Annotated in this window: 10 protein-coding genes; 1 reads left to right on the top strand and 9 read right to left on the bottom strand. The window is 68.0% G+C overall.

Annotation, left to right across the window (positions count from 1 at the left end):
• Positions 1 to 28: 28 nt before the first annotated feature.
• The 9 genes from AC1DGI_RS13870 to AC1DGI_RS13830 all read right to left on the bottom strand — a co-directional run bounded on the left by AC1DGI_RS13870 (position 29) and on the right by AC1DGI_RS13830 (position 11,831).
• On the bottom strand, positions 29 to 904 hold the full coding sequence (locus AC1DGI_RS13870) for an NAD(P)-dependent oxidoreductase (RefSeq protein WP_441402417.1): 876 nt from the start codon (positions 902 to 904) through the stop codon (positions 29 to 31).
• Positions 905 to 908: 4 nt separating this feature from the next.
• The gene (locus tag AC1DGI_RS13865; RefSeq protein WP_476899251.1) at positions 909 to 2,369 is read right to left on the bottom strand and encodes a four-carbon acid sugar kinase family protein; all 1,461 of its coding nucleotides are present in this window, start codon (positions 2,367 to 2,369) and stop codon (positions 909 to 911) included.
• Between the two features lie 61 nt (positions 2,370 to 2,430).
• The gene (locus AC1DGI_RS13860; RefSeq protein ID WP_476899250.1) at positions 2,431 to 3,207 is read right to left on the bottom strand and encodes an SDR family NAD(P)-dependent oxidoreductase; all 777 of its coding nucleotides are present in this window, start codon (positions 3,205 to 3,207) and stop codon (positions 2,431 to 2,433) included.
• 9 nt (positions 3,208 to 3,216) lie between these two features.
• A complete protein-coding gene (locus AC1DGI_RS13855; RefSeq protein WP_441402924.1) occupies positions 3,217 to 4,569 on the bottom strand; it encodes an MFS transporter in 1,353 nt (450 codons plus the stop codon).
• Between the two features lie 226 nt (positions 4,570 to 4,795).
• Positions 4,796 to 5,524, bottom strand: a complete 729-nt coding sequence (locus tag AC1DGI_RS13850) for a FadR/GntR family transcriptional regulator (protein WP_441402925.1) — start codon at positions 5,522 to 5,524, stop codon at positions 4,796 to 4,798.
• A gap of 187 nt (positions 5,525 to 5,711) precedes the next feature.
• Positions 5,712 to 6,614, bottom strand: a complete 903-nt coding sequence (gene sucD, locus AC1DGI_RS13845) for a succinate--CoA ligase subunit alpha (protein WP_476899249.1) — start codon at positions 6,612 to 6,614, stop codon at positions 5,712 to 5,714.
• 11 nt (positions 6,615 to 6,625) lie between these two features.
• Positions 6,626 to 7,795 (bottom strand): ADP-forming succinate--CoA ligase subunit beta, encoded by a 1,170-nt coding sequence (sucC, locus tag AC1DGI_RS13840; protein WP_441402802.1) that lies wholly within the window; start codon positions 7,793 to 7,795, stop codon positions 6,626 to 6,628.
• A 351-nt stretch (positions 7,796 to 8,146) separates the two neighbouring features.
• Positions 8,147 to 10,723 (bottom strand): DNA helicase PcrA, encoded by a 2,577-nt coding sequence (gene pcrA, locus AC1DGI_RS13835; RefSeq protein WP_476899286.1) that lies wholly within the window; start codon positions 10,721 to 10,723, stop codon positions 8,147 to 8,149.
• A gap of 235 nt (positions 10,724 to 10,958) precedes the next feature.
• Positions 10,959 to 11,831 (bottom strand): inositol monophosphatase family protein, encoded by an 873-nt coding sequence (locus AC1DGI_RS13830; protein ID WP_476899248.1) that lies wholly within the window; start codon positions 11,829 to 11,831, stop codon positions 10,959 to 10,961.
• Between the two features lie 108 nt (positions 11,832 to 11,939).
• Here AC1DGI_RS13830 and AC1DGI_RS13825 point away from each other — a divergent pair, with 108 nt between their 5' ends.
• Complete coding sequence (locus AC1DGI_RS13825; protein WP_476899247.1) at positions 11,940 to 12,593, top strand: hypothetical protein; 654 nt, start codon at positions 11,940 to 11,942, stop codon at positions 12,591 to 12,593.
• The last annotated feature ends 163 nt before the right edge of the window (positions 12,594 to 12,756 follow it).

The raw sequence follows: 12,756 nt of genomic DNA, 5'->3' as shown, positions 1-12,756 counted from the left end.
GCTGGACCGGCAGCGGTTCAAGCAGTGGCTACCGGTGCCCGCGCAGCACCTCGATTACCGAGGAGTCGTCGCGCCGGCCCAGGCCCGCGCGCCGGCCGCTGAGGTAAAGCTGTTCGGCCGCGGACGCGAGCGGCGCCGGGTAGGTACTCTCCCGCGCCGCGTCGACCACCAGGCCCATGTCCTTGACGAAAATGTCCAGGGCGCTGCGCACCTCGGTGTTCTCCGGGTCCACCATGCGGGATCCCCGGTCATCGAACATGAACGACGCCGCCGCGCCGGAACGCAGCACCTCCCAGGTCTGCTTGGGGTCCAGGCCGAGGGCTTCGGCAAAAGCGAGAGCCTCCCCCGCCGCAGCAATGTGCACACCGCAGAGCAGCTGGTTGACCAGCTTGACCTTCTGCCCGTCGCCAACATCCGTTCCCACCACCGGCGCGGAACTGGCCATCGCATCCAGCAGCGGCCGGACCGCCGCCAGGGCCCGCTCGGAGCCGCTGACCATCATGAGCAGGTCGCCGGCGGCGGCCCGTTTGGTGCCGCCGGAGACCGGCGCGTCGACCAGTTCGACGTCGAACGCGGCCAGCCGCTGCGCCAACGACACCACGGCGGCCGGGCCGACGGTGGCCATCAGCAGGACCACGGTCCCCGGCCGGAGTGCGGCGGCGAGCTGGTCGGCCCCGAACAGCACGGCGTCGGCCTGCGCCGGCGTCGCGACCATCAGGGCGACGACGTCAGCCTCCGCCACCGCTTCCTTTGCCGTGGCCGCCGGCGTGAGACCGGGGACGGCCAGTGACTTCGCCCTGCCCTCCGCCACGTCAAAGGCCGCCACCTCGTGCCCGGCTCCGGCGAGGACAACCGCCATCGGTCCGCCCATAGCGCCCAGCCCGATCCATCCAACCTTGCTCATACTGTTACTTCCTTTCCTGGGGCAGCGGACGTGGGCCGCCGCGGAACAGTTCAATGGTGTCGGCGAGTGCGTTTTCGTCGCCGACGTTGCCGGCGAAGACGACGTACGGCATGCCCTGCACGCCGGGCGCGGCTTCGTCGGGGCGCAGCACCGAGACCATGCCGGGGAACAGCTGGCCCAGCACGGTGGCACGCCGGATTCCGAGGCCGCGGACGGCGACGTCGTGGGAGGTGATGCCGCCCTTGGCGATGACCCAAGCGGGCCTGGCCGCGAGCGCGGCCTGCACGACCTCGATCAGCGCGGCGGAGACGCTGCGGGCGATCTCGAGGCTCGCGGCCGCGTCAGCGCCCTTGAGCAGCGACCGTGAGGTGTAGAGCAGGACGTCGGCGCCGGCGAGGGCGCTGACCACCTTGGCCGCCGTGTCGGCGATGTGCGCGCCGCGGGTGGCCGTGTTGACCAGGTCGGTCACGGACAGTTCGATCTCGGTGACGCCGCCGCGCGCCTGCGCCGCGGCAACCTGGCGTGCCGTCTGGCCCACGTGGGAACCGACGACGGCGAGGCCGTGGCCGGCGGGGCGGCCGGCGGGCCAGATGTCCTTTGCCTGCAGGGTCGGCTGGGGGTCCAGCCCCGCGAGGGCCCGGACAAAGGACGGTCCGGTGCGGTGCAAGAAGAGCTTGCCTTCACGCTGGACCTGCTGCAGGCCGAGCACCACAATTTCCAGGTCGGCAAACTCGGTGGCGTTGACGACCACGAGCTGCAGGTCGCTGGCCGCGCGCAGGATGTCCGCGACCCTGTCCTCGCCGCCGGCGCGGATGTCTTCAAGACCGATGCTGAGCACCTGCCCGGGGGTGACGGCGCCGCCGCTTTTCTCCGCGACGAAGTCCTTGAGGTCCGATGACGTGTACCCGAAGGTGGCGTCCTTGGCGAACTCGGTTTCGCCGGCCGGGACGGCTTCGCCGCCCACCATGGCCCAGTGCACGTCACCGGCGGTGAAGCGCCCGGCTTCGAAGTAGGACGGGACGAGCAGCACGCCGTCGAAGCCGCGCCCGGTGACTTCGCGCCGGACGGCGTCAAGGGTGCGGATCTCGGCCATCACGTGGCCGCGGAGCGTTGAGTCGCTGCGGCTGACCAGGTCCAGGGGTGCACCCAGCCGCTCCTCAAGCTCGAAGAGGGCCCGCCCGGCTGCCTGGTTGAGGGCGACGGCGTCGGCCTCGTCGAGGCTGCGGGTGTTGGTCAGGATGAAGCAGGTCGACGCCGGCTCGGCGAGGGCCGCGGCGTACTCGCCGGCCTCAAGCACAGTGACGACGGAGACGCCGTGCACGGACTGCGACCCGGTCGGGTCGTCGTCGAGCACCGCGGTCCGGCGCCCGGTGGCGGCCCGGTAGTCGCGGATCCGCTGCCGCGCGTCGGCGAGCCGGACCGGCTCCGGGGCGGCCGGCACGCCGGGGCGGGTTTCGTGGGTCATGCTGGAGTCCTTTCGGGTGCCGTGCGGCCGGAGCCGCGCGGCACTGCGAGATCGCTGGGGGTCAGGAGACCTGCAGGCCGCCGTTGATGTCATAGGTGGCGGCCGTGATGTAGCCGGCGTCCTCGCTCAGGAGGAAAGCCATCAGCGCCGCGACTTCGTCACGGCTGCCGACCCGGCCCATCATGATGCCTTCGGACATGGCAGCCTTGCGCTCATCGCTCAGCGTGCCGCCCATAATGTCGGTGTCGATCGGGCCGGGGGCCACCGCGTTCACAGTGATGCCGAACTCGCCGACTTCGCGGGCCAGGGCCCGGGTGAAGCCGAGGATCCCGGCCTTCGAGGCGCTGTAGGCGACCTTGGAGAAGGTTCCGCCGCCGCGCTGCGCGGAGATCGAGGAGACGCTGACGATCCGGCCCACCCGGCGCTCGATCATGCCCTTGAGCACCCGTTGCGAAACGATGAATGTGCCGCGCATGTTGACGGCGAAGACCTTGTCCCATTCGGCGACGCTGGTTTCCATAAACGGCGTCGGCGAGCTGATGCCAGCCAGGTTGGCCAGTCCCACGATCGGCGGCATGGATTCTTCTACCTCGGTGATCGCCCGGTCCACCGACGCCTCGTCCGAAACGTCCGCCCCGACGCCGATCGCCTTAACGGCGCGGTTCGAGCCGATCTCGGCCGCGGCTGCCCGGGCGTCCTCGGCGTTGATGTCCAGGATCGCGATGGACCAGCCTTCGCGGGCCAGGCGGTCGGCCGTGGCGCGGCCGATGCCGCGGGCGGAGGCGGCGCCGGTCAGGACGACGGTCCGTTCGGCGGGGAATGTGCTGTGGTCTGTCATGGGGAGTTCCTAGCGGTTGTTATTGGCGGCGGGGGCGGTGGCTGCGGTTGCAGAGACACCTTCCGGGCGGTTGCGGGCGTAGAGATAGGTGGCGACAGCAGTCACCGCGAGGCAGGCCGCCAGGAAGACAAGGCCGCTCTGGCTGTTGCCGGTGGCGTCTTTGAGGATGCCGACGATGTACGGGGCCACAAAGCCGCCCAGGTTGCCCAGCGAGTTCACCATCGCGAGGCCGGCCGCGGCAGCGGCTCCGGTCAGGGCTGCGGACGGCATGGCCAGGAAGGGGGCGATGGCCGAGTAGATGCCCATGGCTGCCAGGGTGAGGAAGACCATAGCCAGCACGGCGTTGACCGGGAGCAGGTACCCGGCGCCGAGCAGGCCGACGGCGGCAATCACCATGCTGACGCTGGCGTGCCACACCCGGTTGCCGGTGCGGTCCGAGCGCTTGCTCCAGAAGTAGACGAACACCGCGGCGATCGCGTACGGGATGAAGACGATGAAGCCCACCTGGACGGTATCGAACTTGCCGAGCGCCTTGACGATGGTCGGCAGCCAGAGGCCCAGGCCGTAGATGCCGCAGACCAGGCCGAAGTACAGGGCCGAGTACGCCAGGGTGCGGGGGTCCTTCAGGCCGGCCAGGAAGTTGTGCTTGCCGTCCTTCTGCTTGTCGGCCAGCTCCTTGCTCATGGTGGTGGTGAGCCACTCGCGCTCATTGGGCTTGAGCCATTTGGCGTGCTCCGGCCGGTCGGTCATGATGAACGGCGTGATGACGCCCAGCACGATGGCCGGGATGCCCTCAAGGATGTACAGCCACTGCCAGCCGTGCAGGCCGGCGACGCCTTCCAGGCCCAGGAGCATGCCGGACACCGGTGCACCCAAAGCGTTGGAGATGGGCTGGGCGAGGATGAAGATACCCAGAACGGTCACGCGCTGCGCGGCCGGGAACCAGAGGGTCAGGTAGAAAAGGATGGCCGGGAAGAAGCCGGCTTCGGCAGCGCCGAGCAGGAAGCGGATGATGTAAAAGGTGGTCTCGCCGTTGACCAGGAACATGGCGGTGGCGAAGATGCCCCAGCTGATGAGGATGCGGGCGATCCACTTCCTCGCACCGAAGCGGTACATTCCGCCGTTGCTAGGGATCTCCAGCAGGGCGTAACCAAGGAAGAAGATGCCGGCACCCAGGCCGTAGGCGGCCTCGGTGAGGCCGATGTCGCCCTGCATGCCGAGCTTGGCGAAGCCCACGTTGTTGCGGTCCAGGTAGGCGACGAAGTACAGCAGGACAATCAGCGGCATGACCCGCCGTCGGACCTTGCGAAGTGTGGTCTGGCCCAGCTCGCTCAACGCGGGGGCAGCTGTCAGGGAGGTCATCGCGGGCCTCCACCGGTGATCAGGGTGCCCTGGGAAAGGACGTGCGCGCGCATGAAGACTCCTTTGGCTTGCGGCAATCCGAGATGTCCGAGATGTCAGATGTCTGATATCTGTATGAGATTCTAATCACACGGCGGTAGGGCGTCAACAGGGGTTGGGTCATAGGGATTTTGAGGGGGCACGGCGCAAGGGGCGCCGGGTCGCAGGCCGTAGGCCCGTGCCCAGGTCAGCTGGCGGCGGCGCCGCGGCTGGAGACCGCAAGGTACTGCTTGTAGTCCTCGAACGTCTGGGTGATGTGGGCGTCCATCGCGGAGCGAGCGGCGGAGGGCTCGCCGGCGGCGATGGCGGCCAGGACCACCTTGTGGTGGTGGATGGCGTGCCGCTGGACATCGGGGAACGCAGAGGTCTCCCGCCGCATCGCGTACAGCAGGGTGGACAGCTGGGCCAGCAGAGCCGGCACGAAGGGGTTGCCGGACGCCCGCAGGACAGTGTCGTGGAAGGCGATGTCCGCCAGGGTCAGCGCATCGACGTCACCGGAATGGTGGGCGGCCTCCATCCGTTCAACGCTCTCCCTCATCGCGGCGAGGTCGGCCTGGCTGTGCCGCTCGGCCGCGAGTTCCGCGGCGCCGGTTTCGACCATACGCCGGACCTCCAGCAGGCGCAGGGCCACCTGGTCGGAGGCCACTCCCCTGGAGGCCGCCCGCATGATCGCGTCCAGCCCGGTCCAGCGTTCAGGAGGATTGACGAACGTGCCGAGGCCGCGCTTGACGTAAACCACGTCCTGGGCTTTGAGAACTTTCATCGCTTCACGGGCCGTCAGCCGGCTGACGCCGGATTCCTTGGCGATGTCCGCTTCCGGCGGTAGGGCGTCGTCGGGCTTAATCTGGCCGCTGAGAATGTACTCGAGGACCGTGTCGACGACGACATCCACCAGCGTCCGCCGCGTTTCTGCCATCGAGATCCCCTGCCTGCGCACCCGGGGCGCGCCTTTTGCCTTTCCTAAACACTACTCGACCGACCGCGGCGCTCAGTGCCGCCGTCGCCGCTTAACGACGCAACGCGGGGCCACTTCGAGCCCGTCCCGGTGACTGGGACGGGCCGGAAGTGACCCCGCGTTGGTGCGGAGCGCTAGAGCTGGGAGCCTAGAGGGCTGCGAAGACTTCGCGCAGCAGCGTGGCGGTCTCGGACGGCGTCTTGCCGACCTTGACGCCGGCAGCCTCGAGGGCTTCCTTCTTGGCCTGGGCGGTGCCCGCGGAACCGGAGACGATGGCGCCGGCGTGGCCCATGGTCTTGCCTTCCGGGGCGGTGAAGCCTGCCACGTAGCCGACGACCGGCTTCGTGACGTGCGCCTTGATGTAGTCGGCGGCACGCTCTTCGGCGTCGCCGCCGATTTCGCCGATCATGACGATGGCCTTGGTCTCGGGGTCGGCCTCGAACGCTTCGAGCGCATCGATGTGGGTGGTGCCGATGACCGGGTCGCCGCCGATGCCGATGGCGGTGGAGAAGCCGAGGTCGCGGAGTTCATACATCATCTGGTAGGTCAGGGTGCCCGACTTGGAGACCAGGCCGATGGGGCCCTTGCCCGTGATGTTGGCCGGGGTGATGCCCACGAGGGCCTCACCCGGGGTGATGATGCCGGGGCAGTTCGGCCCGATGATGCGGGTAACCTGCTTGCCGTTGGCGTCGACCTTGGACTGGGCCAGCGCCCAGAACTCGGCGGAGTCCTGGACCGGGACGCCCTCAGTGATGACGACGACCAGGCCGATGCCGGCCTCGATGGCTTCGACGACGGCGTCCTTGGTGAAGGCCGGCGGCACGAAGACGATGGAGACGTCGGCGCCGGTCTCGGCCATGGCTTCCTTGACGGTGCCGAAGACGGTGATTTCCTTATCGCCGTGCAGGACGGTGCTGCCGGCCTTGCGGGCGTTGACGCCGCCGACGATGTTGGTGCCGGCCTTGAGCATCAGGGCGGTGTGCTTGGTGCCTTCGCCGCCGGTGATGCCCTGGACGATGACCTTGGAGTCCTTGTTCAGATAAATAGACATAGTCGGTCCCTTTACTTCGCTGCGTTGGCGAGCTCGGCAGCCTTGTCGGCGCCCTCGTCCATGGTGGCGGCCAGGGTAACCAGCGGGTGGTTGGCCTCGGCCAGGATGCGGCGGCCTTCCTCGACGTTGTTGCCGTCGAGGCGGACGACCAGCGGCTTGTTCGCGGAGTGGCCCAGCTCGGCCAGTGCACCGACGATGCCCTTGGCGACCGCGTCACAGGCGGTGATGCCGCCGAAGACGTTGACGAAGACGGACTTGACCTGCTCGTCGCCCAGGATGACGTCGAGGCCTGCTGCCATGACCTCGGCGGAAGCTCCACCGCCGATGTCCAGGAAGTTGGCGGGCTTGACGTTGCCGTGGTTTTCGCCGGCGTAGGCGACGACGTCGAGCGTGGACATGACCAGGCCGGCACCGTTACCGATGATGCCGACGGAGCCGTCGAGCTTGACGTAGTTGAGGTCCTGGGCCTTGGCCTTGGCCTCGAGCGGGTCAGCGGCGTCCTTGTCTTCAAGGGCGGAGTGCTTGGCGTGGCGGAAGCCAGCGTTCTCGTCGAGGGTGACCTTGCCGTCGAGGGCAACGATGTCGCCGGCGCCGGTCTTGACCAGCGGGTTGACCTCCACGAGGGTGGCGTCTTCCTTCTTGAACACGTCCCAGAGCTTGAGGATGACGGCGGCGACCTTGCCGCGCAGTTCCTCGGCGAAGCCTGCGGCTGCGACGATTTCGTCGGCCTTGGCCTGGTCGATGCCGACGGCGGGGTCGATCGCGACCTTGGCCAAGGCATCGGGGCGCTCGACGGCGAGCTGTTCGATTTCCATGCCGCCCTCAACCGAGCACATGGCCAGGTAGTTGCGGTTGGCCCGGTCCAGCAGGACGGAGAAGTAGTATTCCTCGGCGATGTCGGCACCCTGGGCAATCATCACCTTGTTGACGGTGTGGCCCTTGATGTCCATGCCGAGGATGTTGGTGGCGTATTCGAGAGCCTCGTCAGCGGTCTTCGCGACCTTAACGCCGCCGGCCTTCCCGCGGCCACCGACCTTAACCTGTGCCTTGACGACAGTTACGCCGCCGATCTTCTCGGCAGCTGCCTTTGCTTCTTCAGGGGTGTGCGCCACGATGCCAGCAAGCACGGGTACACCGTGCGCCTCGAACATATCGCGCGCCTGATATTCAAACAGGTCCACGGTTTAGTGTCCTTCTACGTCGAAGTAGTTTCTGTACAGCCGGACCCCACGTATTCGCGGTTACCGGGCTGCGGAATAAACGCACCCTGCGACAGGCTTGGAAACGAGCCACACGGCGCAATGCTCCTTTTGGAACTCTAGTCCTTTGAACGGACCAGCCCGACCCAGAGTACCCCTTATGTGAGTAAGGACACTATTCTATGAAGCGTAGAAAAACCGCTAGATTACGGGGTTTTTCGGGCCTCCGCGGGGCCCGCGAGGCGCGTTGGGCGTCGTCGGAGGCTGGTTCGTAACGGTCCTGCGAGAAGAAGGAAACGACCCCGGAGGACATCGCTCGGGTGGGCTGGCCGGTCAGGCGTCGATCTTGGTCAGCGGGGCGTACCGCAGCAGGAGCCGCTTCTCGCCGACGTCGAACTTCACCTTCGCGACCGTCTTGTCCCCGGCGCCTTCGACCGCGAGGACGGTGCCGTTGCCGAAGCTGGTGTGGTTGACCTTGTCCCCCACGCTGACGGCGACGATCTCCTTCTGCGGCTGGACCCGGTTCTTGGCGATGGCGGCGGGGACATCGGAGTTGAAGCCGGCCGAGGCGTCCGCGCCGGTGCCGCGGGCCGTGCCGGCTCCCCAGAAGGATCCGCCGTAGCGGCTGGAACCGATGGAGCCCCCGCTCCCCCAGCCGCCGGCCTGGCGGGTGGATCCTTCGCGCTTCCACTCGACCAGTTCGGCGGGGATCTCCTCGATGAACTGGCTCGCCGGGTTGTACTGGCTCTGGCCCCACATGCTGCGGACCTCGGACCGGGTCAGGTACAGCCGTTTCCGGGCACGGGTCAGGCCCACGTAGGCGAGCCGGCGCTCTTCGGCGAGTTCCTTGGGGTCCGTGGCCGAGCGCTGGTGCGGGAACAGCCCGTGCTCCATCCCGGTCAGGAACACCACCGGGAACTCCAACCCTTTCGCGGTGTGCAGGGTCATCAGGGTGACGACGCCGAGCCGTTTCGCTTCGGCGACGGCGGCCGCCAGCTCATCGGCGCTCCCTGCCGGCGCGTCGGGAATCTGGTCGGCGTCGGCCACGAGCGAGACCTGCTCCAGGAAGGCACCGAGCGATCCCTCGGGGTTGTCCCGTTCGTATTCGCGCACGACGGCGACCAGTTCGGCGAGGTTCTCGACCCGGGATTCGTCCTGCGGATCGGTGCTCGAGCGCAGGGTGGCGAGGTAGCCGGTCTGCTCCAGGACGGCTTCCAGGGCCGCGGCGGCGCCGGAGCCGGTGGCCACCTCGGCGAGGTCGTCGAGGAGCTTCACGAAGCCCAACACGGCGTTGACGGAGCGGGTGGCCATGCCGGGCGCTTCCTCGGCGCGGCGGGCGGCGGCCATGAAGGAGGTCCGCTCGCGCTCGGCGAGTGCTGCGACGGCTCCCTCGGCCCGGTCGCCGATGCCGCGCTTGGGTTCGTTGAGGATCCGGCGCAGGTTGACGTCGTCGTCCGGGTTGACCAGCACGCGCAGGTAGGCGAGGGCGTCCTTGATTTCCTTGCGCTCGTAGAACCGGGTGCCGCCAACCACCTTGTAGGGCAGCCCCACGCGCACCAGGACGTCCTCGATGGACCGGGACTGGGCGTTGGTGCGGTAGAAGATGGCGACGTCGCCCGGGCGGAGGTCCCCCTCGTCCTGCAGCCGGTCGATTTCCTTGGCGATGAACTGGGCCTCGTCGTGCTCGTTCTCACCGACGTAGCCGACGATTTTTTCGCCGTCGCCCTCGGCCGTCCAGAGCCGCTTCTCCGGCCGGTTGGGGTTGCGGGAGATGACCGAGTTCGCGGCGCTGAGAATCGTCTGGGTGGAGCGGTAGTTTTGCTCAAGCTTGATGGTCCGGGCGTCCGGGTAGTCCTTCTCGAACTCCACGATGTTGCGGATGTCCGCACCGCGGAAGGCGTAGATGGACTGGTCGGAGTCGCCGACGACGGTCAGCTCCGCCGCGCCGGGCCCCTCGCCGACGATCTCCCGCACGAGGGCGTACTGGGCGTGGTTGGTGTCCTGGTACTCGTCCACGAGCACGTGCCGGAAGCGGCGCCGGTACGAGTCGGCGACCGCCGGGAAGGCCCGGAACATGTAGACGGTTTCGGCAATCAGGTCATCGAAGTCCATCGCGTTGGCCTGGCGCAGCCGCTGCGTGTATCCCTTGAAGACCTCGGCGACGGCCTGTTCGAAGGGCTCATTGTGGTTGGCGCTGGAGGAAAAGCTGTCCGCGTCGATCAGCTCGTTCTTGAGCGCGGAGATCTTGTGCTGGATGGCTTTCGGCGGGAACCGCTTCGGATCCAGGTCCAGGTTCTTTGCCACGAGGTTGATGAGCCGGAGCGAATCGGCCGAGTCGTAGATGGAGAAGTTGGAGTTCAGACCCACATTTTTGGCTTCGCGGCGCAGGATCCGGACGCAGGAGGAGTGGAACGTGGAGACCCACATGGTCTTGGCCCGGCCCCCGACCAGGGCTTCGACCCGCTCCCGCATTTCGGCGGCGGCCTTGTTGGTGAAGGTGATGGCGAGGATCTCGCCGTGGTGGGCGCGGCGGGTGGCGATCAGGTAGGCGATGCGGTGGCTGAGCACGCGCGTTTTCCCGGAGCCTGCGCCTGCCACGATCAGCAGGGCGCTGCCGGCGTGTTTGACGGCCTCTTCCTGTTGCGGATTCAGTCCCTGCAGCAATTCGTCCGCGCTCGGCAGCCGCGGGCGGTCCCATTCTTCCTCGCGGTCCGCGCCGTGCCCGCCGTGGATTCCGAGGTGGTTCGCGCCTTGGTTTCCGGGGTGGGGCGCGAAGCCGGGGCCTGAGCCGGGCGCTGGCCTGAGGTGCGGCATGCCGCTGCCGGCCCCTCGGTTTCCGGACGCTTTGGCAGGGGCGGCCGGCTTGGAGGCAGCTTGGAAGGGTCCGTCGGCGTAGGGGTCAAACAACATATCCATGGTGCTATCAAGTCTAGGCGGTGCCACTGACGGCACGGTCCCGACCTCCCCCCGCACCGCTGGACATGCCCCACGCCGGGGCCAGCGAACGGACATAGTGGCACGGTGCCCATGCCTGGGCCCGAGAAATGAGCATGTCCCCCTCGACACCCCTTGGGGAATGAGCATGCCCCCTCGAAGCCGCTTGGGGGAATGAGCATGTCCCCTTCGACTCGCCGCCGGACCCGGGCTACCCGACGGAGCCCGACTCCAACGCCGCGCGGAGCTGCCGTACCGCCGTCGTGCCCCCGGCCAGGAACCATTCGAGGCCGTTGACGCGGACGACGTCGGCGGCCCCGCCCGCGGCGAGCACGATCGCCTGGCCGGGCAGCCAGTCCCACTCCGGGGAACTGTGCTGGAACCAGCAGTCCAGCTCGCCGTCGGCCACTCGGCCGAGGTCGCATGACCCCGAGCCGAACATCCGCAGGGCGGCCGCCGAGGTCGCCGCGGCGTGCCAGGGCATGGCGCACATCGGGTCGGCAAGCCACGTCGGATGGATATAGGTCGCGGCGCCCAGTTCTGCCAGCGGCGTCTCCGCCCGGCCCAGGCCGCCGGCTTCGCGGGACCTGAAGCTGGTCAGCGGCTCACCGTTGAGGGTGGCCGTTCGTGTGGTGCCGCCGAGCCAGAGCTTGTCCGCCTCTGGCTGGAAGATGGCGCCGACCAGGGCCCCGGACGACTCCTTGAGGGCGATCGCGGAGCACCAGTAGCTGGAGCCGTGCAGGAAGTTATAGGTGCCGTCCACCGGGTCGATGACCCAGGTCCGGCCGCTGCTGCCTTGCTCGGAGGCGCCTTCTTCGCCGAGGATGCCGTCGTCGGGCCGGCAGCGCTGGAGCTGTTCGAGCACATACGCCTCGGCGGCGTGGTCCGCCGCGGTCACGACATCGGAGACGGACGTTTTCTGGTGGCCCTCCAGTCCGGCCTGCCGCATCAGCAGCGCCAGATTGCCGGCCTCCCGCACCAGGGCCTCTGCGAGCTGGTAGTCGTCCAGGTCGGGGCTGAGTTCCGCGGTGCTGTGCCGGCCAAGCCGATGCCTGCCAAGTTCGTTGCTGCTGAGTTCGCTCACCAGTTCAGCCTATCGGGACCCGTCAGTCGCTGAACAGGCGCGCCACCGCAGGCGCTGCCACCCCCGGACCGGCCGGTCCGGGTCCCGACGAGGGGCAATAATAGAGCCATGGCCAAGACACCCGCCCAGCGGATCAAGAAGCATGGCGCCAATGCCGCCGTTCCCCAGCACCACCTGCCAGCGGTGATCAATCCCAGCACCTCACGGTCCCCGCAGAAGGCGCAGAGCAACAGCAACCTGATCCTGATCGCGGGCGTCGCGGCGAGCCTGTTCCTGTTCTGGTACCTCCACTTGCTCACCCTGAACCAGCTCACGCAGCTCAGCGGTGGACTCCCGATGCCCGACTCCTTGGTCGGCGGCTTCGACCAGGGCTTCATTGACCGGTTGCGCTCGGCCATGGACGGCGACGCCCGCGGACAGTTGAATTACGTCCACAAGACCGCCGGTACGCTCTTTCCGCTGATCTTCGGCTTCACCTGGCTGCTGCTGATCGGCACGAATGTAGCCCGGAAGTCGCTGCGTTGGGCTCTGTGGGCCCTGCCGCTGCTGTTCGCCGGCGTTCGGCTGTGGGCCAACCCGGTCATCGACTCCATGATGTCGGCGACCACGCTCGACGGCGGCCAGGTCGCCTTGGCATCCGCGCTCACGGTGGCTGGCTGGGTCCTGCTGATCCTGAGCCTCGTGGTGGGCGGCGCGGCGGTCTTCCTCGGCCGGAAAGCTCGCATTGCGCGGGCCGAGACCTCGGGCGGCGCCACGGCTTAGCGGCTCGGGGTTCTTGGGGCTGTTCCGCTCCTGGATTGAGGTCCATCCTCCCCTTCGGAGGGGACATGCTCAGTCTCAACGCCGGCCAGTGAGCATATGGGCACTATGTCCTCGGGCCAGCGCCAGCGGAGGGCATGCTCCCCCGGGCCAACGGCGCCAGCGT

It is taken from the genome of Arthrobacter sp. 05N428_2 (genome assembly GCF_056397065.1).
The sequence above is the reverse complement of the archived record's forward strand: the minus strand, read 5'-3'. Positions and strand labels throughout refer to the sequence as shown.

Coding starts and splice junctions, on each gene's coding strand:
- AC1DGI_RS13870 (WP_441402417.1), bottom strand. CDS start 904: ATGAGCAAGGTTGGATGGATCGGGCTGGGCGCTATGGGCGGACCGATG.
- AC1DGI_RS13865 (WP_476899251.1), bottom strand. CDS start 2,369: ATGACCCACGAAACCCGCCCCGGCGTGCCGGCCGCCCCGGAGCCGGTC.
- AC1DGI_RS13860 (WP_476899250.1), bottom strand. CDS start 3,207: ATGACAGACCACAGCACATTCCCCGCCGAACGGACCGTCGTCCTGACC.
- AC1DGI_RS13855 (WP_441402924.1), bottom strand. CDS start 4,569: ATGACCTCCCTGACAGCTGCCCCCGCGTTGAGCGAGCTGGGCCAGACC.
- AC1DGI_RS13850 (WP_441402925.1), bottom strand. CDS start 5,524: ATGGCAGAAACGCGGCGGACGCTGGTGGATGTCGTCGTCGACACGGTC.
- sucD (WP_476899249.1), bottom strand. CDS start 6,614: ATGTCTATTTATCTGAACAAGGACTCCAAGGTCATCGTCCAGGGCATC.
- pcrA (WP_476899286.1), bottom strand. CDS start 10,723: ATGTTGTTTGACCCCTACGCCGACGGACCCTTCCAAGCTGCCTCCAAG.
- AC1DGI_RS13825 (WP_476899247.1), top strand. CDS start 11,940: ATGGCCAAGACACCCGCCCAGCGGATCAAGAAGCATGGCGCCAATGCC.